Here is a 24,697-nt window from a genome sequence, read left to right as displayed (position 1 = left end):
ACGGGGGGCGGAGGTCTTTGTCTGACCGAAGCGCACCTGCTCAGCGAACCCGATCAGCCTTCCCGAAATCGCTATCCAGTCGCATCACCAGTTTCTTCAACGCGCCATTGATCGCCGCCTCCGGCTTGGCACCGCGGTCGGTCACCGCAACCGGCTGACCTCCCGCCGGCCGCGCCTCGATCGCCGCCTCGACACCCTCGGCACCATTGGTCGTCCCGTCGATATCCCGAACATGCACCTCGACGCGTGTCAGCCGCCCCTCAAACCGCGCCAGCCGCTCGCGCACTCGCGCTTCGCTCTGTTCAGCCATGGCGTCGGTGCCGTCGATCCGGTTGTCGCTGTTGAACTGGAAATCCATGCATACCTCTCTGGTTGGTGGGTTGCATGAAGGACGCCTCAGTGCAGGAGATCGTTCCCGGCCAAGCCGTCGCTGCCCCGCTTTCCTACAAGCGCCCCAATCGCTAGGCAGGCCGAATGCAGACCGCACGATCCACCCAGCAAATCGGCACAGCAGGCGCGTTTCCGTCACGCGGCGGTCGCGCCGCCGTCGCTTCGTGGCGCAACGCGGTTGCGCACCTGTCGCGCCAATGTCGGACAAGCGTCGCCGACCCGTCCAAACCCGTCGCGTCTGTGACGCGCAGCAGTCGCGCGACCGTCGCATCATGACCACCGCAGTCATCATCGTCGCCGCCGGAAAAGGTATCCGCGCGGGCGGAACTGTTCCCAAACAGTTCGCGATTCTCTGCGGAAAACCCATGCTTGAACATAGTGTTACCGCACTATCCTGCCACCCGATGATAACCCAAGCCATCATCGTCTTCGGCGAAGGACAGCACGACCACGTCCGCGATATATCGCTCGAAAACGTCAGCTTCGTCGAAGGCGGGGCCGAGCGCCGCGACTCGGTCCGCGCCGGGCTGGAGGCACTCGACGGCCAGGGCGTCACCCGCGTCCTGATCCACGACGCCGCCCGCCCCTTCATCCCGACCGCAGTGATCGACGCCCTGCTCGCGGCGCTCGATCAAGACCCGGGCGCCGTCCCCGTCCTCCCCGTCGCCGACACACTCGCAAGGGGCACCGAAATCCTCGGCGACAATGTCCCCCGCGCCGGACTCAACCGCATCCAGACGCCGCAAGCCTTCCACTTCGACGCCATCCTCGCCGCCCACCGCGCCTGGCCAACGGACGAAGAAGCCACCGACGACGCCCAGATGCTCCGCCGCGCGGGCCATGACGTCGCTCTCGTTCCCGGAGACGCAATGCTCGAAAAGATCACCCACCCCGCGGATTTCGCCGCGGCTGAGGCGCGCCATGCCGCCGGCCTGATCTCCCGGTCGGCGATGGGGTACGACGTCCACCGGCTCCAGGCGGGCGAGGAACTGTGGCTCGGTGGCATGCTGATCCCGCATGACAAGGGGCTGGCGGGGCACAGCGACGCCGATGTCGCGCTCCACGCGATCACCGACGCCTTGCTCGGCACGATCGGCGCAGGGGATATCGGGATGCACTTCCCCCCAGCGACCCGCAGTGGCGCGGCGCGGCGTCCGACCGCTTCCTCGACCACGCTGCAACCCTCGTCCGGGCACAGGGGGGCATCATCGACTTCATCGACCTGACGCTGATCTGTGAAGCCCCCAAGATCGGCCCCCCATCGTGACACGATCCGCGCCCGCATCGCCCAAATCCTGAACCTGCCCGTCGCCAAGGTCAGCCTCAAGGCCACCACCACGGAACGCCTCGGCTTTACCGGTCGCGGCGAGGGGATCGCGGCACAGGCTATCGCAACGATCCGTATCCCCGATCGGATCGAATAAAGTGCCCCGGTTCAGGCTCAGCTACGGTCCGCGTATCTACAACACCCTGATGATGCCGCCGCGTCGCGGCCGCTGACGGAGTAAGTTCATGCGTATCCGCCGCCTTGCCGCCACCACCCTGCTCTGGACCGGCCTCGCCGCGTCCAGCGTTCAGGCCCAGCCGCGCCCCTGCCTCACCGATGGCGAGGCGGAGGCGCTGTTTCAGGTGCTGTTGCCCGACATGGTGGCGGAAATGGGCCGCGTCTGCACCGCCCTCCCCGCCTCCGCTTTCCTCCGCCGCCCCAACCCCGCCTTCGCCGCCCGCCTTCAGTCGGGCGTCGCCCCCGCCCTGCCCGCCGCGCGCGGCGGCATCGCCAAGCTGCTCGGTCCGGACATGCAGGCGATCGCCGGGTCGATGTTCGTCCTCCCCGCGATCAAGGTGATCATGGTGCCGCTCGCCGGACAGATGATCGAACCGGCTGATTGCCCGAAGCTCGACAAGATCGTCGCCAATCTCGCACCCCTGCCCCCGAAGAATCTGGCGGGCGTGTTCGTTGGCATGGCACAGCTCGACGCCGACCGTCGAAAAAACGGGCCAAAGCTGCCGCTTTGCCCTATGGCCCGGCCCAAATGATGGACACGATTCTTCCCGCTGATCTTGTCGCTGCCGCACGCCGCGTCGTCGACACCAACCGCGCTGCCGGCCGCACCGTCGCGGTCGCGGAAAGCTGCACCGGCGGCCTGGTCAGCGCGGCGATCACCGAAATTCCCGGCTCGTCCGAAGTGCTCGTCGCCGGTTTCGTCACCTATTCCAACGAAGCCAAGGTCAAGGAACTGAAGGTCAGCGGTGACGTCCTTGAAACCTTCGGTGCCGTGTCGATCGCCACCGCCTGGAGCATGGCCCAGGGCGCTCTGGAGGAAAGCGGGGCGGATGTTGCAGTCGCGATCACCGGTATCGCCGGTCCCGGCGGCGGGAGCGAAAAGAAGCCCGTAGGCCATGTCGTCTTTGCCCGGGCCGAGAAGGATGCCGATCCTGACGTGGTTGTCGCCGACACTCGCGAATTCGGCGATATCGGCCGCGGCGGCGTGCGTCTTCAGGCCGCGTTGTGCGCGCTCGAACTGCTGCTGCCGGGAGAGCCCGCTGCGCCCGAAGTCGAATCGCCATAAAGCGCGGCGGCGCGCGTCTCGAAGGCGCCGATCATCATCCTCAGCGCACGATCGAATACCTGCCCCGCCAGCATCTCGAACACCCGGTTCTTGAACGCAAAATCCACCTCGAAGTCGACCAGCACCCCGCCTTCGCCATCCGGCCGGAATTTCCAGTCGTTATGCAGATGCTTCAGCGGACCTTCGAGATAATCGACCCGGATATGTCCCGGGCGCTGCTTCTCGACCCGGCTGGTAAAGGTTTCCCGCAGGCTCTTGAACCCGACCATCAGATCCGCCACCATCTCGGTCTCGCTGTCCGACCGGACCCGCACCGCGCTGACCCATGGCAGGAACTCGCCATAGCGCCCGACATCGGCAACCAGGTCGAACATCTGCTCCGGCGTATAGGGCAGGCGCCGGGTCTCGGCATGGCGCGGCATCAGGCGGTCACCACCGCCTTCGCCAGCTTGGCATCGCGCGCCGCTTTCATTTTCGCGAAATCGTCGCCAGCATGATAGCTCGACCGCGTCAGCGGCGAGGATGCGACCAGCAGGAACCCCTTGGCCCGCGCGATCGCCGCATAGGCGTCGAACGCCGCGGGGGTGATGAAATCCTGCACCTTGGCGTGGCGCGGGGTCGGCTGGAGATACTGTCCCATCGTCAGGAAATCGATGTCCGCGCTGCGCATGTCGTCCATCACCTGATGGACCTCCAGCCGCTCTTCGCCCAGCCCCAGCATGATGCCCGACTTGGTGAAGATCGACGGATCGAGCTTCTTGACCTGCTCCAGCAGCCGGATCGACGCGTAGTAACGCGCGCCCGGGCGGATCGTCGGATAAAGCCGCGGAACGGTCTCGAGATTGTGGTTATAGACGTCCGGCCGCGCCGCGACGATCATCTCGACCGCTGCCTCATGCTTGTTGCGAAAGTCCGGCGTCAGGATTTCGATCGTCGTGGTCGGCGACGCCTTGCGGATCGCCTCGATCACCTTGACGAACTGCTTCGCCCCGCCATCGGGCAGGTCGTCGCGGTCGACCGAGGTGATGACGATATGCTCCAGCCCCATCTGCACCGCCGCATCGGCGACGTTGTTCGGCTCCATCGGATCGACCGCACGCGGCATGCCGGTCTTGACGTTGCAGAAGGCACAGGCGCGGGTGCAGGTGTCACCCAGAATCATCACCGTCGCGTGCTTCTTGCTCCAGCACTCGCCGATATTCGGGCACGCCGCCTCTTCGCAGACCGTGGTCAGGCTTTTCGAGCGCATCAGCGCACGGGTCGCGGCAAAGCCGGCGGAGGTCGGTGCCTTGACGCGGATCCAGTCAGGCTTGCGCTGGCGCTCCGGGCGCGCGACGGGAGTCGGATCGTTCATGCGGCGCAGATAGCGATCCAGCGCCCCGCTTGCCAGCCCTTACGGCCTGCGCCAATGGAGGCCCAAATTGGGAGGCCGCATGACTCACTTCACCGATCTCGTCGATGGCTATCATCGCTTCCGTTCCGCCGACTATCGCCGACAGCGCGAGCGTTGGGCGCAGCTGGCCGAAGGGCAGAGCCCAAAGGTGATGGTGATCGCCTGTTCCGACAGCCGCGTAGAACCCGCCCAGATTTTCGACTCGCTGCCAGGCGAAATCTTCGTCGTACGCAACGTTGCCAACCTCGTCCCCCCGTTCGAGAATGACGGCGGCCGCCACGGCGTTTCTGCCGCGCTGGAGTTTGCGGTGACTAAGCTGGAGGTCGAGGAGATCGTGGTAATGGGTCACGGCATGTGCGGCGGCGCGCATGCTGCACTGACCGAGATGTTCCAGGACAGTCCCCCGGGTGACGGCGGCTTCGTCCACGCATGGGTCAGCCTGCTCGATGAAGCGCGTGAGCGGGTGAAGGCAAAATATGGCAGCGGCCCGGAAGCTTCGCGCGAAATGGAGCTGGAAACGGTCCGCACCTCGATCGCGAATCTGCGCACCTTCCCCTTCATCCCCACCCGCGAGGCGGCGGGCAAGCTGACGATCCACGGCGCTTATTTCGCGATCAGCGACGGGGTGCTGCACCTGATGGACGAGGACGGCGAGTTCCAGGCCGCGTGAGGTTCGCGCCAGCTACAGGTCAATAAGGAAATCCCCTTAGAACCTAATACTTAGTCGACGAAATAAAACGACCATTCGTGTTGGAAAAGGGCGCCGCCGCGCCCGCCGCTCGTCCGCTTCTTCTACCATGTTCAGGCATGAGAGAAGGTGGACGGGGTTGAACGAGATGACGATTACAAAGCTGGTCAAGCGCGGCGCAGCGGGCTTGCTTGTGCTGCTGTTCGTAGGTGGTGCCATAATCGGATGGCAGATCAACGCTGTTCGCATGGGCGGCGCAATGCATCTGGAATCGCGTCAGATGTCGGATTTGATCGCCGATATCCTCCCGCCCCCCGAATATATCATCGAGCCCTATCTTGAGGCGTCGCTGATCGTGATCGACCCAACCAGTGTCGCTGCGGCCAGCGCGCGACTGCAAAAGCTTCGCACCGTGTACGAGCAACGGCGCGCCTATTGGCAATCGTCGACACTGCCCGACCGGATCAAGGCCGACATTCTCGAAAAGTCGGATCCACCGGCACAGCAATTCTGGACCATTCTCGAAACGCGCTTCCTGCCCGCAGCGCGCTCAGGCAATCGTCCTGCGATGGAGGTGGCTTATCGCGACCTTCGGGGTGTCTATGCCCAGCATCGCGCGGCGATCGATGCCCTGGTCGTCGATGCGACCGACCATCAGGCCAAGGTTGAGTCCAGCGCGGCGACGATGGAAGTGACGATGGTCGTCATGCTATCGCTTCTGGCGCTCACTCTGCTGGGTGCCGTCGCCGGATCAATCTGGTTCCTGATCCGCCGCATCATCACGCCCATGGCTGAATTGTCCACAACCACCTCTGAAATGGCCGAAGGGGCAACTGTTACCATCCCGCATACCGACCGGAGCGATGAACTGGGCGACATCGCCCACGCACTGGAGCGCTTCGCCTCCGCCGCGCAGGAGCGGCGGGCCGAGGATGCCGGTCGGCTGCGTGAGCAGCAGATCGTCAATCGGCATCTGGGCGAGCGGTTGGAGGCCCTGCGGAGCGGCGACCTGACCCAGACGATTGATGCCGATTTCCCCGCTGCCTATGCTGGGCTGCGCGACAATTTCAACGCCGCCATTTGTGCACTGCGCGGCATGGTCCATGCGGTCCACGCCAGTGCGGACTCGATCGGAAACGGTGCGACCGAAATTGCCAGGGCGACCGAGGATCTCGCGCGCCGCACGGAGGCGAGCGCCGCCAATCTGGAACAGACCAACGCCGCACTCCAGCAGGTCAGCGCTCGGCTGCAAGTAGCAAGAGATTCTACCAGCCAGACGCGCGCGCGCTGACGATGCGACCCGCGCGGTCTGCGAAGGGCGCGCGACCGGCGAACATGCGGCTGCGACGATGGATTGGGTGTCGCAGCGTGCCGAAGACATCGGATCGGTAATCGAAGGGCTCGACAAGATCGCGTTCCAGACCCGCGTTCTTGCGATGAACGCCGCTGTCGAGGCGGGTAATGCTGGCGAAGCCGGCCGTGGCTTTGCGGTCGTCGCCGACCTGGTTTCGGCGCTGGCAGTGCGCGCCGAGGAAGAGGCGAAGCGCGTGCGCGAGCTTATCACCGAAACGCGGAGCGAAGTGCAGGTTGCTGCCGAAGCGGTTCAGCGCATGGACGCGTCGCTGATCGCCATCGCCAGTGATGTTGATGCAGTTCACAGCCTGCTCGTCCACCTGCACGAGGACAGCGAACAGCAATCCCGCGCCGTGAGCGAGATCGCGTCCGCGATGGTGACGCTCGACGGTGCGACGCAACAGAATGCGGCGATGGTCGAGCAGGCCTCTGCCGCAGCCGACACGCTTTCCGATGAAGTCCTGACGCTGAATCGACATGCGCGCGCGTTCGAGTTTGAACGCCGTAAGCGCGATTTGCCCGTTGCGCTTGATCGCCGCGCGCGGGGGCGTCAGGCAGGGCACACGAACCCACCGCGGATATCGGCGGCCTGAGAAGGGCATTCCGCGCCGAACCGCCCTGCGATTGCGCCGGGGAGGACTGTCTGCGACTGCCTTGTCCGGACTATGACTTCATCGTGCGCAGCGGAGGCGCATGTGTAAGCGGGGATTACCAGGAATGACGGCACAGCGTTTGCTGATCGAGGGACGCGTCCAGCGCGTCGGCTATCGCGACTGGGCGGTGCGCACCGCCCGCCAATTGGGGGTAACAGGATGGGTCCGTAACCTTCAGGACGGTCGAGTGGAGATTCTGGCGGATGGCGAGGATGTCGCGCTCGACACGTTCGTCGACCGCTGCCGCGAAGGACCGAACATGGCCGCAGTCGAGCGCGTCGATGCGCACCCGGCAGAACTGGGCAATGTGAAAGGATTCACCAAGCGGTTTACCGCCTGAAGGCGCAGCCTCAGTCCTCGACCAGCTTCATGAGCCGGCGTTCGACTGGGGCCAGCACCGGGCCAAGCTCATGCCCGCGCTTGAGCACCGCGCCGGCCTCATTCACCAATGCCCACATGCCTTGCCGGTTGCGCAACGCGGGGCGCTTCTCGACGCGAAATTCGGGGCGCTCGGCGGTGCGGCGAAAGGCGGCGAACACCGCTGCCTCACGGCCCAGGTCGATCGCATAGTCCTTCCAGTGTCCAGCCGCGACCATGCGACCATAAAGGTCAAGGATGCGTGCCAGCTCCGCGCGATCGAACCCGACTTGGGTCGGCGTGCCGCGCGACGGAAATGGGGTGACGTTCGCGCTCACGCCCGGTCGCGCTGCTCCGGCTTGCCCTCGGTGGCGCGCTCGGCCAGCAGGTCGTCGAGCCGTTTGCGCAGCGTCTCCAGCTCGCAACGCATGATCTCCAGCTTCTGGGTCGACGGATCGTACAGCTCGCTGCACGGTGTGCCGTAAGGAACGAAGTCCTTCTTCCACGCCTCCGCCTCGACCAATGTCGGCTTGGCGGGGATGCCGACCATTACCGCGCCCTCCGGCACATCCTTCGTCACCACAGCGTTCGCGCCGACGCGCGCGCGCGCGCCGACGGTGATCGGTCCCAGCACCTGCGCGCCCGATCCGATGATGACCCCGTCCGACAATGTCGGGTGGCGCTTGCCCGCGACGCCATTGTCCGGACTGGTCCCGCCCAGCGTAACACATTGGTAGATGGTTACATCGTCGCCGATTTCCGCCGTCTCGCCGATCACGACGAAGCCGTGGTCGATGAAGAAGTTGCGTCCGATCGTCGCGCCGGGATGAATGTCGATCGCGGTCATCCAGCGCGACAGATGATTCACCACCCGCGCCAGGAAGAACAGCCGGCCGCGGAACAGGCGATGCGCAACACGATGCCAGAATACCGCCCAGACGCCCGGGTAAAGCAGTATTTCGGCACGGCTACGCGGCGCGGGGTCGCGTGCTCGAATCGAATCCAGATAGGCTGTCAGACCGCCGAACATCGCTACGCCCCTTTATCTTCGGACAGATATTTAGGCGGTCGCGGCTCCCATTTCCAGCGCGCGACGTTTATGGCTTGAGGCGTCTAAACACTATGTATCTTGTGGGAATTGGCCCGCATGGCCAAACCGGGCGACCAGATGGACTGCGAGAGGTGCGTGAATGTTTGAAGGGATCGACTTCCAGGCCCTGCTCCCGTTCATCGCCGTCGGCTTCGCCGCGCAGATCGTCGATGGCGCGCTGGGTATGGCATTCGGGGTGATCTCGAGCACCCTGCTGGTCAGCGTTCTCGGCGTCCCGCCGGCGACCGCATCCGCCGGTGTCCACCTTGCCGAATGCTTCACGACCGGCGTGTCGGGCATCAGCCATGCGATCCACAAGAATGTGAACTGGAAGCTGTTCTTCCGTTTGTTGATCCCCGGTGTGATCGGTGGAGTGACGGGCGCTTACCTGCTCAGCACGCTCGATGCATCTGTGACGAGGCCCTATGTGATGGCCTACCTCGCGCTGATCGGCGTGTATCTGCTGTGGCGCGGCATCAGCTTTCCCACACGCCATCATCGCGAACCGAAGATCGTTGAGCCATTGGGACTTGCCGGGGGCTTTCTTGACGCGGCGGGCGGCGGCGGCTGGGGGCCCGTAGTGACCAGCAACTTGCTGATCCAGGGGACGCAGCCGCGCTACACGATCGGCACGGTCAACAGCGTCGAGTTCTTCCTTACCCTGTCCGTCTCGATCACCTTCATCTTCCATCTCGGCTTTTCCGCCTTCACCGAAGCGGTTATCGGCCTGCTGATTGGCGGCGTGATCGCGGCGCCCTTCGGCGCGATCCTGGCCAAGCGCGTGCCGACCAAGACGCTGCTGATTCTGGTCGGCGTCGTTCTGACCGTGACGAGCAGCTATAGCGTCTATCGCGCGCTCACTTGAGCTTCGATCAATTCCGCTCGATTGAGTGATTTGTTCGATCACGGACAGCGACACTTCCAATTTGGAAGTGCTGCGGCGCACCCTATATGCCGCATCGCACAAGCTGCACTGCACAATCCACAGGAGAACAGAAACATGGCGCTCATCGGTAGCGAGCTGAAGCCGTTCACGGCAACCGCGTTCAAGCAAGGCAAGTTCGTCGAGGTCACCGACGCCGACGTGCGCGGCAAGTGGGCGGTGTTCTTCTTCTACCCGGCCGACTTCACCTTTGTCTGCCCGACCGAGCTGGAGGATCTCGCTGACATCTACCCGACCCTGCAGAAGATGGGCGTCGAGGTCTATTCGGTGTCGACCGACACGCATTTCAGCCACAAGGCGTGGCACGACACCTCGCCCGCGATCGGCAAGATCAACTATTACATGCTGGGCGACCAGAACCACAATCTGTCGAAGAACTTCGACGTTCTGCGTGAGGGCCAGGGTCTGGCGGACCGCGGCACCTTCGTGATCGACCCGGAAGGCGTGATCCAGCTGGTCGAGATCACCAGCGAAGGCGTCGGCCGTAACGCGGCCGAGCTGCTCCGCAAGATCAAGGCGGCTCAGTATATCGCGGCGCATCCGGGCGAAGTCTGCCCGGCCAAGTGGGAAGAAGGCGAAACCACCCTCGCCCCGTCGCTCGATCTGGTCGGCAAGATCTGACGCAACCTGGGGCACCCACCTCCCCCCTCGTCGGGTGCCCTATGCGACCCGGGGTGAGCCTCCCCTCACCCCGGGCCGTTTCGTTTTCAGATACAGGAGTTTCACCATGCTCGACGCGCACCTCAAGCAGCAGCTGGAAGCCTATCTCGTCCATATCCGCGAATCGGTGGAACTGGTTGCGAGCCTTGGCGACGATGCCAAGTCGCGCGAGCTGGAGACCCTGCTCGCCGAAATTGCCGACCTCTCCGGCAAGATCACGCTGGTCCGCACGAACGACGACAAGCGCACGCCCAGCTTCATGATCCGCCGCGCGGGTACCGATATCGGCGTGCGCTTCGCCGGCATCCCGATGGGGCATGAATTCACCAGCCTGGTGCTGGCCCTGCTTCAGGTCGGCGGCCACCCGTCCAAGGCGGCGCAGGACGTGATCGAAACGGTCAAGGGCCTCGACGGCGACCTCCACTTCGAAACCTATTTCTCGCTCAGCTGCCAGAACTGCCCCGACGTGGTGCAGGCGCTCAACCTGATGGCGGTGCTCAACCCACGGATCAGCCACGTCGCGATCGACGGCGCGCTGTTCAAGGAAGAGGTCGATGCACGCCAGGTGCTCGCCGTCCCCACCGTCTATCTGAACGGCGAATTGTTCGGATCGGGCCGGATGGAGCTGGAGCAGATCGTCGCGAAGCTCGACAGCGGCGCGGAGGCCAAGGCGGCCGAGAAGCTCGCAGCCAAGGAGCCGTTCGACGTCCTGATCGTCGGCGGCGGCCCTGCCGGTGCGGCGTCGGCGATCTACACCGCGCGCAAGGGGCTGCGCGTCGGAATCGCCGCCGAACGCTTCGGCGGGCAGGTGCTCGACACGATGGGCATCGAGAATTTCATCTCCGTCCCCCTACACCGAAGGCCCCAAGCTCGCCGCCCAGCTCGAAGGTCACGTCAAGGAAAATGGCGTCGACATCATGAACCTGCAGCGCGCCGAGAAGCTGATTCCGGCGGCGCGTGAAGGCGGCTCGCATGAGGTGGTGCTGGCCAATGGCGCGAGCCTGAAGGCCAAGACGATCATCCTGTCGACCGGCGCCCGCTGGCGCCAGATGGGCGTCCCCGGCGAGGACGAATATCGCAACAAGGGCGTGGCCTATTGCCCGCACTGCGACGGCCCGCTGTTCAAGGGCAAGCGGGTCGCGGTGATCGGCGGCGGCAATTCTGGTGTCGAGGCAGCGATCGACCTCGCCGGCATCGTCGGCCACGTCACGCTGATCGAATATGACGACCAGCTGCGCGCCGACGCCGTGCTTCAGCGCAAGCTCGCCAGCCTGTCCAATGTTCAGGTGATTACTTCGGCGCTCACAACCCGTGTCAACGGCGCGGAGAAGGTCACGGGCCTGACCTATCAGGACCGCACCACGGGCGCGGAACATGAAATCGCGCTGGAGGGCATTTTCGTCCAGATCGGCCTCGTCCCCAACACCGAATGGCTCAAGGGCACGCTCGCTCTGTCGCAGCGCGGCGAAATTGAGGTTGACGCAAACGGCAAGACGAGCCTACCGGGCGTCTTCGCTGCGGGCGACGTGACGACCGTCCCCTACAAGCAAATTGTGATCGCGATGGGTGCAGGCGCAACCGCCGGCCTCTCGGCTTTCGATTATCTCATCCGGCTCCCCGCCGAAGAGATCGAGACCGCGGCCGCCGCCTGACCCGGCAGAGCGCCACCCCCGTAGAATGCAGGGGTGGCGTTATCGCGTTGCTTACGCCGCCACGCCGCGCGCGAACCGCCCCGGCGGCTGACCAACATGTCGGCTGAACGCAGTGCTAAAGGTGCTGGCCGAGCCATAGCCGACGCGCTCCGCGACCTCGGCCAACGCAAGTTGCCCGGCGCGCAACAGGTCCTTCGCGAGTGCCATTCGCCAGCCGAGTAGATATTCCATCGGCGGCACCCCGACCGCTCGGCTGAAATGATTGAAAAAGGCGGAGCGCGACATTCCGGCACTGCGCCCCAACTCGCCCATCGTCCACGCCCGGGCCGGGTCGGCATGCATCGCGCGCATCGCCGCCGCTAGCCGTCGGTCACCCAGGCCGCGCAACAGCCCCGGCGGGGCCTCCTCCTGCGTCGCCCGCAGCGCTTCGACCAGCAGGATCTCGACGAGGCGTTCGAGCACCAGATCACGCCCGGGCCGCGCATCGTGCGTTTCTTCCCCCACCAGTGCCACCAGCGCCGACAGCCGATTCACACCACGCACATGGATCAACTGGGGCAGGAGCGACACCAGCAGCCCCGTATCGGGCGACGCGAAACTGAAATAGCCGCCGAGCAATCGCACATCGGGCATGGCGTCGGAATCGCCGTGGCGCAATTCGCCGACCGGCAACGGTGCCGCATGCGGATCGATGAAGTTCGGGACTACCGGCTCGAACCCGGACAGCACAAAACCCGGCGTCGCGGGCATCAGCACGAAATCGCCCGCCTCAATCGTCAACGGATCCTGTCCGTCAACCGCCAGACGGCAGCGCCCGTCGATCACGGTGCAAAAGCTGGGCGCGCCATAGTCGCCATAGCGCACGCCCCATCGCCCCGCACCGCTGATGAGCTTGGAAAACACCGCCCGAGGCTTGAGAAGGGCGATAATCTCACTGAGTGGGTCGGCCATTTTTGGACCATCGCAAACTAAATCTGGATTTTCAATCGTAGATCGTCCGCCCTCGTCCGGGGCATCACCTCCGTGCAGAACAACGCATGGAGCCCCCCAATGAAGACTATTCTGATAACCGGCAGTTCCTCGGGCTATGGCCTCGAAACCGCCCGCCACTTCCACGCCCGGGGCTGGCGCGTCATTGCGACGATGCGCACGCCGCGGCTCGACATCCTGCCCCGTTGCGAGCGCATTCGCGTGATCGGACTCGACGTCACACGGCCGGAGAGCATCTCCGCCGCGATCGAAGCTGCCGGGCCGATCGACGCGCTAGTCAACAATGCCGGCATCGGCGCGATCGGCGTGGCTGAAGCGATGGCGATGCACAAGGTGCGCGAAATCTTCGAAACCAACACCTTTGGCGTGATGGCAATGACCCAGGCAGTCATCCCCGGTTTCCGCGCGCAGCGATCGGGCGTGGTCGTCAATGTCACGTCGAGCGCAGTGCTGGGCCCGATGCCCCTGGTGTCGGTCTATACGGCCAGCAAGACCGCGATCGAGGGGTTCACCGGTGCGCTCGCGCACGAACTCGCCGCTTTCGGCATCCGCGCCAAGCTGGTCCAACCCGGCTATGGTCCGACCACGCGCTTCATCCAAAATTCGGGCACGCGGATCGAGGATGCGATACCTGCGGCTTACATGCCCTTCGCCGAGCCGGTGCTAACCGCCTTCGCCACCCCGGCGCAGTTCACGACCGAAGCGGATGTGGCTGACGGCGTGTGGCGCGCGGTCCATGACGAAACCGGGCAACTCAGCTTTCCCGCAGGTCCGGACGCGGTAGCGCTGGCTGGCGCGCGCTGAGGTCAACGGCGGCGGTGCCAATCGCGCGGAGCGCCGCCGCCATACCTTGGTAATATCGCGCTTCCCACTTATATCGTCGCCATCAATCGATTGGATCGATCAATGGCGCAGACCTACCTCCCCACGCTCAAGCAGCTGCAATATCTGGTTGCGCTCAAGGACCATGGCCATTTCGGGCGCGCGGCGGAGGCGTGTTTCGTCACGCAATCGACCCTGTCCGCCGGCCTGCGCGAGCTGGAGACGCTGATCGGCGTCGTGCTGGTCGAGCGCACGCGCCGCGTCGTCCGCTTCACGCCGCTGGGTGAGCGGATCGTCGACAAGGCGCGGCGCGTGCTGCGCGAAGCCGACGAACTCGCCGATCTCGCCCGCGCCGCCGGGCGCCCGCTGTCGGGCGAGATGCGGATGAGCGTCATCCCGACGATTGCACCATTTCTGCTCCCCCGCATCCTCCCCAGGCTGCGACGCGACTATCCCGACCTCAAGCTGTTCCTGCGCGAGGAGCCGAGCGGCGCGGCGTGCGAGAGCCTGCACACGGGGCGTACCGACTGCGTGCTCCTCGCCCTGCCCTATGCCTGCGGCGACGTCGAAACCGCGCCGCTGTTCGACGACCCGCTGTTCGTCGCCTTTCCCGAGGGCGAGTATGAGCCCGACCACGCCAGCGTCACCGCGAGCGAGATCGACGAGACACGGCTGCTGCTGCTCGAGGATGGCCACTGCCTCAAGGATCATGCTCTCGCCGCGTGCAACCGCCCCGAATTGCGCGCCGAGGCGACGATGCTCGGCACCTCGCTGCACACGATGGTCCAGATGGTCGACAACGGCTTGGGGGTGACGATGCTGCCCGAGATGGCGATCGCTGCCGGCATCCTCGACCACACCCATATCACCGCCCGCCCGCTTCAGGCGGACAATCCGTCACGCCGCATCGCACTGGTGTGGCGTAGGGCGAGCCCGCGGGAGCGCGATTTCAGGTTGCTGGCGGACGTATTGGCCCAGGCTGGAACCGACGCCGACTAGTCGAGCCAGCGAGCCGCCGTCTCCGCATCACTGACTCGTGCATCAACCCATGCGCTATGCTCCCCGCGGCGCTCCCGCTTCCAGAACGGCGCCTCGGTCTTGAGTCGGTCGATCAGGAACGCACACGCCTCCAGCGCCGCACCGCGATGTGCCGCTGCGGTCGCGACCAGCACGATCCGCTCGCCCGGCTCCATCGACCCGACGCGGTGGACGATCACTGCCGACACCAGCCTCCAGCGCGCCATCGCCTGTTCGGCGAGGTCGCACAGCACGGCTTCGGTCATGCCGGGATAATGTTCCAGCTCCAGGCAAGTGACGCCATCCTCGCCGCGCACCACGCCGATGAAGCTGGCAATCCCTCCAGCCCCGCACTCTTCAATTCCGGCAAGTTCGACGCCGACGTCGATCGGCGCGAGATCGACCGAGATGCGGATCATCCGCCAGTCACCGGAGGGAAGATCGCAACTTCACGCGGCGATCCCAGCAGGGCGTCGAGCGCCACGAACTTCTGATCTACTGCAGCGCGCAGCCGTGCCGGGTCGGCGAACGCCTGCGCGTGCCTGTCGCTGCGTCCGCCCAGCCAGTCGATCAGATCGGCGACGGTTCGCACCGCTTCGGGCGGGTGCACGTCCTCCTCGCCCACCCCGATCGTCTCGCGGACCCAGGCGAAATAGAGCAGCCGCATCAACTATCCATATGCTTGAGGCCGACGCGCAGATAGTCCCAGCCGGTGATCAGCGTCAGCGCCGCCGCTGCCCAAAGCATCGTGAGGCTGGTATCATGCACCCACGCCCATCCTGGCAGCGCGCCCGCAAGAATCAGCCCGCCCAGCGACGTCAGCTGCAATGCTGTCTTCCACTTCGCGAGCGCCGACACCGGCACCGATACCTGGATGCCGCCCAGAAACTCGCGCAGCCCCGACACCGCGATCTCGCGCAGCAGGATGATCAGCGCGGCGATCATGTGGATGCCGGGGATCAGTTCCTTGGCGCAGAGAATCAGGATCACCGCGGCGACCATAATCTTGTCGGCGATCGGATCGAGGAACACGCCCAGCTTCGACACCGTCCCCCGCGACCGCGCGAGATAGCCGTCGAAATAATCGGTGAATCCCATCAGGCAGTAGGTGGCGAATCCAAGCGCATATCCGGCCTGCCATTCCGGCCACCACAGGAAGAACACCAGCAGCGGTACGGTGACGATTCGCGACAGCGTCAGGACGTTTGGCAGCGTCAGCATAGCTCCTGCCCTAGCACTGTGCGCCGCCGCGATCATCCCCCGATCGTCACGCGATATCCGGTTGCCGCGCCCCGCACGCCCCGGCTATGTCAGCGCCAGTTTTGACGGACGAAGGCCCGCCACGCATATGAACAACGCGCTCGGACTGCTCAAGGAGCGCCGGTTTCTCCCCCTGTTCGTCACGCAGTTCCTGGGGGCCTTCAACGACAATCTGTTCAAGACTGCGATGGTGTTGTTCGCCACCTATCAGGTGCTGAACGACCCGGAGACGGAGTTCGTGTTCAACGCGCTCGCCACCGGCGTAGCGCTGCTCCCCTTCGTCCTGCTTTCCGCGCTATCGGGCCAGCTCGCGGATACCTATGACAAGGCGCAGATCATCCGCATCGTAAAAACGGCGGAGATCGGCATCATGATCTTCGGCGGGTGCGGCATCATCGTCGCCAAGCTCGGCTATCCGATGGTCGGGGTCGGCATGATGCTGGGCGCGGTGTTGATGCTCGGTACGCACTCCACCTTTTTCGGTCCGATCAAATACGCGATTCTGCCCCAGCATCTGAAGGAGGACGAGGTGCTTGGCGGCACGGGTATGGTCGAGGCCGCGACCTATCTGTCGATCCTGCTCGGCACCGTCATCGCCGGCTGGGTGTCGATCGAGACTGCGGGCTGGCTGACGCTGATCGTCGCATTCATCGGCTGGTTCACCGGCCGCATGGTCCCCGCTGCCCCGCGCCAGGGGGCGAAGCTCAAGCTCAATTTCAACCCGTTCACCGCGTCGTGGCGGCTGATCTCAAACACGATGCACATCCCCCGCCTGTTCTGGGCGATCTGTGCGATCAGCTTCTTCTGGACGATGGGATCGGTACTGATCGTCATCTTCACCCCGCTGGCGAAGAATGTGCTGACCTCCGACGAGCGCGTGGCGAGCCTGATGATCGCGACCTTCTCGGTCGGCGTGGCGATCGGGTCGGTGATCATCAACGCGATGCTGAAGGGGGAGATTTCGGCGAAATACTCGCCGATCTCGGTCATTGCGATGGCGGGGTTCGTCGTCGCCTTCTCGTTCGAATCGAAATTCTGGATCCCTGCCGCGCCCGGCCAGCTCTACGACATGCTCGGTTTCATCGCGATGCCTCAGGCATGGCTGGTGCTGGCAACGCTGATGGCAATCGCCATCGCTGGCGGCATGTTCGTGGTGCCGCTCTACGCATTCCTCACCACGACTGTGACGAAGGATCAGACCGCGCGCACCGTGGCGGCGAACAATATCGTCAACGCGTTCGGGATGGTGCTGGGTGCGCTTATGGTGATCGGCATCACCGCGCTGGGCGTCGGCCCGTCGAATCAGCTGTTGTTCGTGGCGGGCATGGCCATTGTCTCGGCCTGGATCGCCCAGAAGCTGCACCGCGCCTGCGATTGAGCGCGGGCCCGGCCTTCAGAAAATGAACGTGTAGATGCACACGAAGAACGCGGTGAAGCTCAGCGCAAAGAGCTTGAGATCGCCCTCGTCCTCCCGGCGGCGAATTTCGGCCCGCACCTGTGGAAGATTGGCCCGGAACGGGTGGCTGCGGCTGGCGCCGGTCAGGATAAGTTCGCGTCGCATGGCCGGAGGTTAACGCGCCGTTTACACTTTCGGCCATCCCTAAAGGATCGTTAACGGCTGTTCCGATGCGGGACGGCGAGCGCATGCATCCTTTTGCGACAGGCAAAGAAACGGCCGGATGCGCAACGCGCTCCGGCCTCATTCTTCGAAGGGATGGTGGAGCCGAGGGCCATCTAACATCTGTCCACGCTGGTTCGACGCTGAGCACGACTCGCTAGATTTTCCTTAGTTTTCCGCGCCACATTGTTCGACACTGTTCATTGCTGTTCAGGCAAAGCCACGCTATCGTGTGGGAACCAGTGAGGGATCGAAACGTGGGCAAGCTATCTGCATTGCGGGTGAAATCGGCAAAGCCTGGCCGTCATGCGGATGGCGATGGCCTGTATCTGCTGGTTAAGGAGAGCGGCTCGCGATCGTGGATGCTGCGCGTGCAGGTCGACGGCAAGCGGCGTGACATAGGGCTCGGATCAGCCAGTGTTCTGGGTCTCGCGGATGCGCGGGACAAGGCTGCAGAGATGCGCAAGCTGGCTAAATCCGGCGTAGACCCTGTCGCCGAGCGGAAGAAGAAGCCTGTCGCGATCCCGACCTTCGAGCAGGCGACGCGAGATTGTCATGCGGAGCTGAAGAAGGGTTGGAAGAACCAGAAGCACATCGACTCCTGGCTTGCGAGCATGATCAATCACATCGTTCCAGCGATTGGGGACAAACCTGTCGACGCCGTCACGAGCATCATGGTTCGCGACGCGATTGCGCCGATCTGGATGGAGATGCCCGAGACAGCGCAGCGCATTTTACAGCGGATTGGCGTGGTGCTGGACTTTGCCCATATCAAGGGCTGGCGACCGGATGAGACGTCGCTTCGTTCAGTCCGCAAGGGACTGCCGCGGCAACCGAATGTCGAGAACCATTTCGAAGCGATGCCCTACGCCGATGTGCCCGACTATATGGCGAAGCTCGCTGGCGCGGTTGAGACGGTGGGGCGTGATGCCCTGCGCTTCACAATCCTAACCGCCGTCCGGTCGAACGAAACGCGCTTTGCGAACTGGGCTGAGATCGACCGCGAGAAAGCCACTTGGAGCATCCCGGCTAGCCGAATGAAGATGAAGCAGCCGCACGTGGTGCCGCTTTCGACTGACGCGATGGCGATCATCAACCGCCGTTGGGAAGCGAGGACCCACGACGCCGGCCTGATTTTCCCTTCGACCCTGAAGAAGCCCGGGGGCGAGGAGCGCCCCATCAGTGACATGACGATGACCAAGGTGCTGCGCGAGGATAAGGTCGTTGGCTTCACCGTGCATGGGTTCCGCAGTTCTTTCACGGACTGGGCGGCCGAAGAAACCAACTTCCGGAAGGAGATCGTCGACAAGGCGCTGGCGCACAAGCTGCCCGATCGCGTCGAAGCCGCGTATCGTCGCACTGACTTCTTCGAAAAGCGGAAAAAGCTGATGGATGCGTGGGCTCGCTATGTCACCGGTCATCAGGCGGTGACGAAATTGGCGGCTGTTGCGTGAAACTCGCGATTGCAGACATTGGGCCTCAGATGCCCGCCGAATGGTTCAAGGATTCGATCGAAGAGGCGTGTCGCGAGTACCCTTTCGACGTGATCGAACCTATTCTGTCGCCATACGCCACCAGCCAACAGGCCGCGGAGCAGCATTGGCCCTGGGTGGCGTTCGCGCTGCAAAGTTATCGCAAGCAGCATGAACGAGGCAAGGATACGCGCGACATCACCCCGGCGCGTGCGATGGCGCTGCTTGGCGAGATCGCGCGGCATGCTGACGGATTAGACGCGGCGTTGAGGGAGCTCGGCGGCGCAGCGGGTGGAGCGCTCGCGAACGGCAATCGGCCTAAGTTCCTCGCTTTTGCCAAGGCGCACCGAGCAATCGTCAGCGTGTTCGATGACGCAAGTTATCGCGCGAGTGGCGATCTCGATCCGGACGGACATGCGAATTTTAGAGCTTGGACTATTCCGCTGTGGGAGATTGCTCGGACATCGGAAGATCAGGCGCGCATGCTGGGCCACGACGACTCAGCCAGCTCCGGCACAGGGCAACGCTTGCCGGGCCTTGGGCAATTCATCTCGCTGTGCGCGCCAGTGTGGACCGGGGCAACAGGCCGCAAGGCAACGGCCGAGCGGGTGGTTCGGAAGGACGATGACGGGGACGGCGCACCCGACTTTATCATCTTCCTCCGCTCCCTTTGTGCCCTAGCCGCCCTTCCCTCCCCGTCGCTTTCAATGGTGAAGACTGCGCTCTCGCCGCCCCCCCTTCCCAACCGATATGAGCGGCTGAAGAGGCGACTTAGCAAGGCACGGTCCCACTAATAGGCAGTCAGAAAGTCGCACTTCCAATGTGGTGTGCCGCCGCTCCTCGAATTGCCGAGAACAACCTCGAACACGGTCGAACAGGTCGCCGTGTCGGAGGTGAAAATGGAACCAGTCACGTGCAGCGTGAACGATGCGGCGAGGGCCATCGGCCTCAGCAGGGGCACGCTTTACAAGCTGATGGGCCAAGGCAAGGTCGACAGCATCCGCGTCGGCGGCCGCAGGCTCATCAAGGTCGCTAGCGTTCGCAAGCTCGTCGAAGCGGCGTGAGCGACAATGGCAACGGCAAGGGCAGCGTCGCCCCTAGAGACGCGAAAGGGCCGGACCGCCACAGTCCGACCCTCTGCAATCCTTTACAACGGCGACGTCGGAGATAGCGGCAGCGGACGACCCGCGCAATATCTCGAACTAGTCCCTCGCATAATTGCGACCCACTGGCTGCGGCCTGAGCTGGGAGAGATCGCATGAGTGCTGATATTGTCCCGATCCGCAGCAAGTCACGCCAGCCAGCGGTCGCCGCACCGAAGGCGCGCGTGTCGCTGGTCAACCTCGTCGAGCGCGACCCCGTCGAGTTCGTCGTGGGCATCGAATACGAGACGGGCGAATATGTCCTCGCGGGTGTCTATCACGACTATGCGCACGCACTGGACGTGGCCCGCTGGCGCGCAGCGGCACTTGGCATTCAGGCCGTCGATTTCACTGACGCCGGCGCAGAAGCCGAAGGCGGTGCCGCATGACTGCCACCATCATCCCGTTCGAGCGGCCGAAAGTCGCCGGCGCTTCGCCATACGAGATTGTCGAAATCACCCCCGGGATCATGCCACCTGTGCAATACCTGGTCGCCCTGGCCGGACCCCGAGCAAGTCGAGAAGCGGGTCGGCTGCCGTGGGACAGTCTTGGCTGGTTCGATGCGGCTGAGGCGGTCGATGTCGCGCTGTCTGCGTCTCACCGCCATGGTGCCATTCCGATCTGGGACGGCGCCGGGATCCTCGCTCCTGAGTTCGGGACCGGCTTCTTCACCGTCACGCCCGAGCCCACCGAACCGGGAGATGCGGCATGACAACTCACCCGATTGCTGATCATCGCTCGATCGCGATGAACCTGCTCACGAGCGGTGCGCCGCTGCGACCCAAGGAGGGGCAGTTTCTCGGCGGCATCGCGTTCGACGCCAACGCCCTGACTGAGAAGCAGGCGAACTGGCTGTCCATCTTGCTCGAGCGCTACGGCATGAACGATGCCGCGAAGGGCGGTGTCGCATGAGCATGATCCAGGCGACCTATCCCGATCGCCCGGGACACCGCGGGATCGACACATCGGTCTTCGCTGCTGAAGCGATCGCGCCTGATCTCGGCCGACTGCAACGCACCGTCCTCCATGCCGTTCGTGCGGCAGGCAGGAGCGGCGCTACGACCGAAGAGCTGGCGGCGATCCTCGATATTGATCGGGGGTCGGTGCAACCACGCACATCGGAACTCAGGTCGAAACGTCTGATCGCCGACAGCGGGCTGCGCCGTCGCAATTCGAACGGCAAGCGCGCCATCGTCTGGACGCTGCCCGAGCATGCGCTGCCAGCGGCGCAGGGGGATGCGCGATGATGGCGCGCGGGGCAGAACGACTCGAAATGGATGAGCTTTCGCGGATCTGCGCCGACCTTCGCTCGCGATTTCCCGTCTCCGGGGTCGCAAGCCAAGCTGGCGTCAAGCTGATCCGGGCTGGGCGTGAACTAAAGGGCTGTTGCCCCTTTCATCCTGACCGCACCCCCAGCTTCACGATCTATGCCGACGACCGCAGGTTCCAGTGCTTCGGCTGCGGTGCCGAGGGTGATGTGCTGGACTTCGTGCAGCGGGCATATGGCGTGAAGTTGAAAGGCGCCATCGACATGCTGGATGGCGGTGCATTGCGCGAACTCGAACAGCAGCGGGTGGTCGCTACGCCGAAAGCCGACTGGTCGAAAGCGGCGCGGCAGATTTGGGGCGAGGCAGCAGCAATCGAAGGGACGGTGGCGGAGGCATATCTGCGCCGGCGCGGGATCACGATGCCGTTGCCGCACACGCTGCGGTTCGCACGGCTTCGGTATCCGCAGGAACAGGGTAGACGACCCGCCCTGGTCGCCGCCGTCTGCTCGCCCGATGGCGATCTAACCGGCATCCAGCGCACATTCCTGACCAACGATGGGCGTAAGGCCGACGTGCCCGAGGTGAAGCTGTCGCTGGGCCGCGTCGCAGGCGGTGCGATCCAGATTGGCCCGCCAGCCGCCAGCCTCGTCGTTACCGAAGGGCTCGAGGATGGGTTGACGCTGGCCCAAGCCCTAGGCCGTTCCGTCTGGGTATCCGCCGGGACTGCGATGCTGCCCCGGATGGAATTGGCGGACGTCACCCGTGCGGTCGTGATTGGCGCTGATGGCGACGCGCCTGGCGAGACCGCGGCGAATAAGGCAGCTCATGCCTTTGCCGCTGCCGGACGGAAGGTGCGGATCATGCGGCCCGCAGCCGGCTACAAGGACTTCAACGCCGAGCTGCTGGGAACGGGACAATGACGGCCCCGTCGCTACAGGCGCGGTTCGAAACCGCCGAACCGTTCGCGGCCTCTCCGTCTGCGGAACCGGTGAAGATCACCGCGTCCCCTTTCCGCTGGCCTGATCATCGCACCTTACCGCGGCGGCCTTGGGTCTGGGGACGATGGTTACTCCGCAGCACAGTGTCGGCAATTGTCGCGCCGGGGGGTGTCGGCAAGTCGTCGTTCGTGGCGTCGATGCTGCTGTCGTTGGCGAGCGGGCGGCAAGAGATGCTCGGCAAGACCGTATGGGATGGGCCGAAGCGGGTCTGGTATTGGAACCTGGAAGACAGCCTCGACGAACTGGAAATGCAGCTGGTCGCGGCGTCGATGTTCCACCGTGTCGGGCAGGACGCATGCGGTGACCGCATCTTTCTCGACAGCGGGCCGGAGGGTTCGGAGCTGCGGATCGCGATCGAGGACCGGGATGGCTTTCAGATCGCCGTGCCCGTGGTGGAAGCGCTGGTTGCCGAGCTGATCGAGCGCAAGATTGATGTGCTGGTGGTCGATCCATTCGTGTCGTCACATGGTGTCAGTGAAAACGATAACGGTGCAATCGACGCGGTGGTGAAGACATGGACTAGCGTCGCCAAGCGCGCGAACTGTTCCATTGTGCTCGTCCATCATACGAAGAAGCTGGGTGGCGAGAAGGTGACCGCTGAGGCTTCCCGCGGTGCGGTGGCGCTCATCGCTGCCGCCCGCGTTACCCTCGTGCTCAACCGGATGGACAAAGAAGAGGCGCAGAAGTTCGGCATTTCCGAGGATCGTGAGCGCCGCCGGCTCTTCACGGTGCAGGACGATAAGGCCAATCGGGCGCCAGCCGAGGACGCGCAATGGTTTCGGTTGGCTTCGCAGGATGTCGAGAACTCGACCGGCCCCGAAGACCCTTTCGGTCAGGAAGGCGACAGCGTTGGTGTGGTGACCCGTTGGTGTCCGCCGGACGCGTTCGAGGGCATCACCGTTGATCACCTGCGTCGGGTGCAGGCGGCAGTTTCAGCCGGCGAGTTCAAGGCCCACCACAGCGCGTCTGACTGGGTCGGCAACGCCGTCGCGGACGCGCTCGGACTAGACGTGAAGAACGATCGCGGCAGGATCCTGAAGCTGCTCGGCACATGGGAAGCGAACGACGCCTTGCGGGTCGAAGAACGACGCGATCAGAACCGCCAGATGAAGAAGTTCATGGTGGTCGGAAAGCCGGCAGATCAGGTGTCTGCTACACCTGCAATAGGTGTAGCGTCGCACACCGTCGCGGTGTCGCAAGAAAGTGCTACGCTACACCCCGCCCCCTTTAGGGGTGCGGGTGTAGCAGGAGCTGCTCGGGATGCTGGGCAGGTTTCGCACTTCACTGCCGGCAACCCTGCGTTGGGGCCGCTAGACCGAACGCCGCGCGACTCCAACCAATGGGAACCGAAGGCGAATGGCATGATCCTCGCGCCAGGCGAAACCGGCGAAGACGTAATTCCAGGATGGGACAACTGATGACGAAGCCACGCAAACCCCGCGCCGGCAGCGGCGGGAAGGCTGTCGCTACCCGGCCGCCGTCCCGGGAAGCCAATTGCCTGGAGAAGGCTGGGATCGACCGCGCCAAGAAGTTCGTCGCGTCGGCGCGCGGGCGGTATCAAGTGCGCTATAACCCCGAGCAGGCGCAGATCCAGCCGCCGCATGATGACGACGGCTATTACCTGGCCCAAGCCGCCGCGTTCGGCACCACGTCGACTGATTTTATCGCGAGTTCGATCAGCGACCTGGCCAGTGTCTTGCGCGGACAGGGCAGAGCGCCATCGGAACAGGCGATCAACGCCGCCTTGGCTTTCGTCGACGGCGGTGAGCCCCAGAATGAAATCGAAGCGTCTCTTCTCGTGCAGATGGCGAGCACGCACGCAGCGGCCATGCAATGCATGCGCACCGCGGCGGGAGATCTGCGATTGGCCACAGAAGGCGGCGTCGGCAACTTAGCAGTGAAGCTCCTGCGCACCTACACGGCCCAGATCGAGGCGCTGACGAAGCTGCGGCGCGGTGGCGAACAGGTCGTGAGGCACATTCACGTCGACAACCGCGGCGGGCAAGCAATCATCGCAGAAACCGTCAACACCGGGGGTGCCGGACATGGAAAAGTCGCCGAACAATCCGAAACAACGATCGCAGACGCTGCTTTCGGCCCCCAGATGTTTAGCCAAGACCCGGCGGGGAACGGCGTGCCAATCCCCTGCCGTGAAGGGCCGGCGCCGCTGCAGAATGCACGGCGGGACGAATCCCGGCGCACCGCGCGGCAACCAGAACGCGTTGAAGCACGGCATGAAGACGGCGCGGGCGATCGAGGAACGTCGTCAGCTTCGGCAACTTCTGCGTGAACGTCGCGATTTTCTCGGGGCTATCGACTGGTAGCGCGATCCACCTCGTGCCCGCCAGCCCTGCCCACTTC

General features: G+C 64.2%; 31 protein-coding genes and 2 pseudogenes. 23 read left to right on the top strand and 10 right to left on the bottom strand.

Going from position 1 to position 24,697, the window contains the following annotated elements:
• Positions 1 to 40: 40 nt before the first annotated feature.
• Complete coding sequence (locus LRS08_RS19065; protein ID WP_257845699.1) at positions 41 to 358, bottom strand: HPF/RaiA family ribosome-associated protein; 318 nt, start codon at positions 356 to 358, stop codon at positions 41 to 43.
• A gap of 304 nt (positions 359 to 662) precedes the next feature.
• On the opposite strand from LRS08_RS19065, the pseudogene LRS08_RS19060 reads away from it, so the two are divergent.
• The 3 genes and pseudogenes from LRS08_RS19060 (at position 663) to LRS08_RS19050 (ending at position 2,960) form a co-directional block, all read left to right on the top strand.
• Positions 663 to 1,814, top strand: a pseudogene (locus LRS08_RS19060) (bifunctional 2-C-methyl-D-erythritol 4-phosphate cytidylyltransferase/2-C-methyl-D-erythritol 2,4-cyclodiphosphate synthase).
• An 88-nt stretch (positions 1,815 to 1,902) separates the two neighbouring features.
• Positions 1,903 to 2,427 (top strand): hypothetical protein, encoded by a 525-nt coding sequence (locus LRS08_RS19055; protein ID WP_257845700.1) that lies wholly within the window; start codon positions 1,903 to 1,905, stop codon positions 2,425 to 2,427.
• On the top strand, positions 2,424 to 2,960 hold the full coding sequence (locus LRS08_RS19050; protein WP_260481120.1) for a CinA family protein: 537 nt from the start codon (positions 2,424 to 2,426) through the stop codon (positions 2,958 to 2,960). Before LRS08_RS19055 ends, LRS08_RS19050 begins: the two co-directional genes overlap by 4 nt.
• Here the strand turns inward: LRS08_RS19050 and LRS08_RS19045 are convergent.
• The gene (locus LRS08_RS19045; RefSeq protein WP_257845701.1) at positions 2,888 to 3,382 is read right to left on the bottom strand and encodes a type II toxin-antitoxin system RatA family toxin; all 495 of its coding nucleotides are present in this window, start codon (positions 3,380 to 3,382) and stop codon (positions 2,888 to 2,890) included. The genes LRS08_RS19050 and LRS08_RS19045 overlap by 73 nt on opposite strands.
• Complete coding sequence (lipA, locus tag LRS08_RS19040; protein ID WP_257845702.1) at positions 3,382 to 4,314, bottom strand: lipoyl synthase; 933 nt, start codon at positions 4,312 to 4,314, stop codon at positions 3,382 to 3,384. The genes LRS08_RS19045 and lipA overlap by 1 nt, the downstream gene beginning before the upstream one ends.
• A 79-nt stretch (positions 4,315 to 4,393) precedes the next feature.
• Here lipA and LRS08_RS19035 point away from each other — a divergent pair, with 79 nt between their 5' ends.
• The 4 genes from LRS08_RS19035 to LRS08_RS19020 all read left to right on the top strand — a co-directional run bounded on the left by LRS08_RS19035 (position 4,394) and on the right by LRS08_RS19020 (position 7,387).
• Positions 4,394 to 5,023 carry a carbonic anhydrase gene (locus LRS08_RS19035; protein WP_257845703.1) on the top strand — a complete coding sequence of 210 codons (630 nt, stop codon included), beginning with the start codon at positions 4,394 to 4,396 and terminating at the stop codon, positions 5,021 to 5,023.
• A gap of 166 nt (positions 5,024 to 5,189) precedes the next feature.
• A complete protein-coding gene (locus tag LRS08_RS19030) occupies positions 5,190 to 6,332 on the top strand; it encodes a HAMP domain-containing protein (RefSeq protein WP_257846172.1) in 1,143 nt (380 codons plus the stop codon).
• Positions 6,304 to 6,987: a methyl-accepting chemotaxis protein gene (locus LRS08_RS19025; protein ID WP_260481703.1), complete on the top strand. Its 684-nt coding sequence runs from the start codon at positions 6,304 to 6,306 to the stop codon at positions 6,985 to 6,987. Before LRS08_RS19030 ends, LRS08_RS19025 begins: the two co-directional genes overlap by 29 nt.
• Positions 6,988 to 7,111: 124 nt before the next feature.
• On the top strand, positions 7,112 to 7,387 hold the full coding sequence (locus tag LRS08_RS19020) for an acylphosphatase (protein WP_257845705.1): 276 nt from the start codon (positions 7,112 to 7,114) through the stop codon (positions 7,385 to 7,387).
• A gap of 10 nt (positions 7,388 to 7,397) precedes the next feature.
• Here LRS08_RS19020 and LRS08_RS19015 read toward each other — a convergent pair whose 3' ends face one another.
• Both LRS08_RS19015 and epsC read right to left on the bottom strand, forming a co-directional pair.
• Positions 7,398 to 7,742 (bottom strand): DUF2794 domain-containing protein, encoded by a 345-nt coding sequence (locus LRS08_RS19015; protein ID WP_257845706.1) that lies wholly within the window; start codon positions 7,740 to 7,742, stop codon positions 7,398 to 7,400.
• Positions 7,739 to 8,434: a serine O-acetyltransferase EpsC gene (gene epsC / locus LRS08_RS19010; RefSeq protein ID WP_257845707.1), complete on the bottom strand. Its 696-nt coding sequence runs from the start codon at positions 8,432 to 8,434 to the stop codon at positions 7,739 to 7,741. Before epsC ends, LRS08_RS19015 begins: the two co-directional genes overlap by 4 nt.
• Positions 8,435 to 8,594: 160 nt before the next feature.
• Here epsC and LRS08_RS19005 point away from each other — a divergent pair, with 160 nt between their 5' ends.
• The 3 genes and pseudogenes from LRS08_RS19005 to ahpF all read left to right on the top strand — a co-directional run bounded on the left by LRS08_RS19005 (position 8,595) and on the right by ahpF (position 11,749).
• Entirely contained in the window at positions 8,595 to 9,359 is a 765-nt protein-coding gene (locus tag LRS08_RS19005) for a sulfite exporter TauE/SafE family protein (protein WP_257845708.1), read from the top strand.
• Between the two features lie 135 nt (positions 9,360 to 9,494).
• Complete coding sequence (ahpC, locus tag LRS08_RS19000) at positions 9,495 to 10,058, top strand: alkyl hydroperoxide reductase subunit C (protein WP_257845709.1); 564 nt, start codon at positions 9,495 to 9,497, stop codon at positions 10,056 to 10,058.
• Positions 10,059 to 10,164: 106 nt separating this feature from the next.
• Positions 10,165 to 11,749, top strand: a pseudogene (gene ahpF / locus LRS08_RS18995) (alkyl hydroperoxide reductase subunit F).
• 51 nt (positions 11,750 to 11,800) lie between these two features.
• Here ahpF and LRS08_RS18990 read toward each other — a convergent pair.
• The gene (locus LRS08_RS18990; protein ID WP_257845711.1) at positions 11,801 to 12,700 is read right to left on the bottom strand and encodes an AraC family transcriptional regulator; all 900 of its coding nucleotides are present in this window, start codon (positions 12,698 to 12,700) and stop codon (positions 11,801 to 11,803) included.
• Between the two features lie 99 nt (positions 12,701 to 12,799).
• On the opposite strand from LRS08_RS18990, the gene LRS08_RS18985 reads away from it, so the two are divergent.
• Positions 12,800 to 13,543, top strand: a complete 744-nt coding sequence (locus LRS08_RS18985) for an SDR family oxidoreductase (RefSeq protein ID WP_257845712.1) — start codon at positions 12,800 to 12,802, stop codon at positions 13,541 to 13,543.
• A 102-nt stretch (positions 13,544 to 13,645) separates the two neighbouring features.
• Positions 13,646 to 14,560, top strand: coding sequence for a hydrogen peroxide-inducible genes activator (locus LRS08_RS18980; RefSeq protein ID WP_257845713.1), 915 nt, complete (start codon positions 13,646 to 13,648; stop codon positions 14,558 to 14,560).
• On the opposite strand, the gene LRS08_RS18975 is transcribed toward LRS08_RS18980, so the two are convergent.
• Genes LRS08_RS18975 through pgsA form a run of 3 tightly spaced genes read right to left on the bottom strand, consistent with a single transcriptional unit; the run spans position 14,557 to position 15,799 of the window.
• On the bottom strand, positions 14,557 to 14,997 hold the full coding sequence (locus LRS08_RS18975; RefSeq protein ID WP_257845714.1) for a molybdenum cofactor biosynthesis protein MoaE: 441 nt from the start codon (positions 14,995 to 14,997) through the stop codon (positions 14,557 to 14,559). The genes LRS08_RS18980 and LRS08_RS18975 overlap by 4 nt on opposite strands.
• On the bottom strand, positions 14,994 to 15,245 hold the full coding sequence (gene moaD / locus LRS08_RS18970) for a molybdopterin converting factor subunit 1 (RefSeq protein ID WP_257845715.1): 252 nt from the start codon (positions 15,243 to 15,245) through the stop codon (positions 14,994 to 14,996). The genes LRS08_RS18975 and moaD overlap by 4 nt, the downstream gene beginning before the upstream one ends.
• Positions 15,245 to 15,799 carry a CDP-diacylglycerol--glycerol-3-phosphate 3-phosphatidyltransferase gene (gene pgsA, locus LRS08_RS18965; protein ID WP_257845716.1) on the bottom strand — a complete coding sequence of 185 codons (555 nt, stop codon included), beginning with the start codon at positions 15,797 to 15,799 and terminating at the stop codon, positions 15,245 to 15,247. The genes moaD and pgsA overlap by 1 nt, the downstream gene beginning before the upstream one ends.
• 127 nt (positions 15,800 to 15,926) lie before the next feature.
• On the opposite strand from pgsA, the gene LRS08_RS18960 reads away from it, so the two are divergent.
• Positions 15,927 to 17,216, top strand: coding sequence for an MFS transporter (locus LRS08_RS18960; RefSeq protein ID WP_257845717.1), 1,290 nt, complete (start codon positions 15,927 to 15,929; stop codon positions 17,214 to 17,216).
• Positions 17,217 to 17,231: 15 nt separating this feature from the next.
• Here LRS08_RS18960 and LRS08_RS18955 read toward each other — a convergent pair whose 3' ends face one another.
• The gene (locus tag LRS08_RS18955) at positions 17,232 to 17,399 is read right to left on the bottom strand and encodes a hypothetical protein (protein ID WP_257845718.1); all 168 of its coding nucleotides are present in this window, start codon (positions 17,397 to 17,399) and stop codon (positions 17,232 to 17,234) included.
• Positions 17,400 to 17,713: 314 nt separating this feature from the next.
• Between LRS08_RS18955 and LRS08_RS18950 the strand changes: the two genes are divergently transcribed.
• The 10 genes from LRS08_RS18950 to LRS08_RS20420 all read left to right on the top strand — a co-directional run bounded on the left by LRS08_RS18950 (position 17,714) and on the right by LRS08_RS20420 (position 24,660).
• Positions 17,714 to 18,910 carry a tyrosine-type recombinase/integrase gene (locus LRS08_RS18950; protein WP_257845719.1) on the top strand — a complete coding sequence of 399 codons (1,197 nt, stop codon included), beginning with the start codon at positions 17,714 to 17,716 and terminating at the stop codon, positions 18,908 to 18,910.
• Positions 18,911 to 18,939: 29 nt separating this feature from the next.
• Complete coding sequence (locus LRS08_RS18945; protein ID WP_260481119.1) at positions 18,940 to 19,722, top strand: hypothetical protein; 783 nt, start codon at positions 18,940 to 18,942, stop codon at positions 19,720 to 19,722.
• A gap of 33 nt (positions 19,723 to 19,755) precedes the next feature.
• Positions 19,756 to 19,992, top strand: a complete 237-nt coding sequence (locus LRS08_RS18940) for a helix-turn-helix domain-containing protein (RefSeq protein WP_257845721.1) — start codon at positions 19,756 to 19,758, stop codon at positions 19,990 to 19,992.
• Between the two features lie 194 nt (positions 19,993 to 20,186).
• Positions 20,187 to 20,459, top strand: coding sequence for a hypothetical protein (locus tag LRS08_RS18935; RefSeq protein WP_257845722.1), 273 nt, complete (start codon positions 20,187 to 20,189; stop codon positions 20,457 to 20,459).
• Positions 20,456 to 20,782 (top strand): hypothetical protein, encoded by a 327-nt coding sequence (locus LRS08_RS18930; RefSeq protein ID WP_257845723.1) that lies wholly within the window; start codon positions 20,456 to 20,458, stop codon positions 20,780 to 20,782. The genes LRS08_RS18935 and LRS08_RS18930 overlap by 4 nt, the downstream gene beginning before the upstream one ends.
• 35 nt (positions 20,783 to 20,817) lie before the next feature.
• Positions 20,818 to 20,982: a hypothetical protein gene (locus LRS08_RS18925; RefSeq protein ID WP_257845724.1), complete on the top strand. Its 165-nt coding sequence runs from the start codon at positions 20,818 to 20,820 to the stop codon at positions 20,980 to 20,982.
• Entirely contained in the window at positions 20,979 to 21,317 is a 339-nt protein-coding gene (locus LRS08_RS18920) for a hypothetical protein (RefSeq protein WP_257845725.1), read from the top strand. The genes LRS08_RS18925 and LRS08_RS18920 overlap by 4 nt, the downstream gene beginning before the upstream one ends.
• A 26-nt stretch (positions 21,318 to 21,343) precedes the next feature.
• The gene (locus LRS08_RS18915; RefSeq protein WP_260481118.1) at positions 21,344 to 22,258 is read left to right on the top strand and encodes a CHC2 zinc finger domain-containing protein; all 915 of its coding nucleotides are present in this window, start codon (positions 21,344 to 21,346) and stop codon (positions 22,256 to 22,258) included.
• Positions 22,255 to 23,754 carry an AAA family ATPase gene (locus LRS08_RS18910; RefSeq protein ID WP_260481117.1) on the top strand — a complete coding sequence of 500 codons (1,500 nt, stop codon included), beginning with the start codon at positions 22,255 to 22,257 and terminating at the stop codon, positions 23,752 to 23,754. Before LRS08_RS18915 ends, LRS08_RS18910 begins: the two co-directional genes overlap by 4 nt.
• A 627-nt stretch (positions 23,755 to 24,381) precedes the next feature.
• Complete coding sequence (locus tag LRS08_RS20420) at positions 24,382 to 24,660, top strand: HGGxSTG domain-containing protein (RefSeq protein WP_409456265.1); 279 nt, start codon at positions 24,382 to 24,384, stop codon at positions 24,658 to 24,660.
• Positions 24,661 to 24,697 lie beyond the last annotated feature (37 nt).

Origin of the sequence: Sphingomonas sp. J315 (assembly GCF_024666595.1) — a bacterium.
Classification (GTDB): Bacteria; Pseudomonadota; Alphaproteobacteria; order Sphingomonadales; family Sphingomonadaceae; genus Sphingomonas.
The sequence above is the reverse complement of the archived record's forward strand: the minus strand, read 5'-3'. Positions and strand labels throughout refer to the sequence as shown.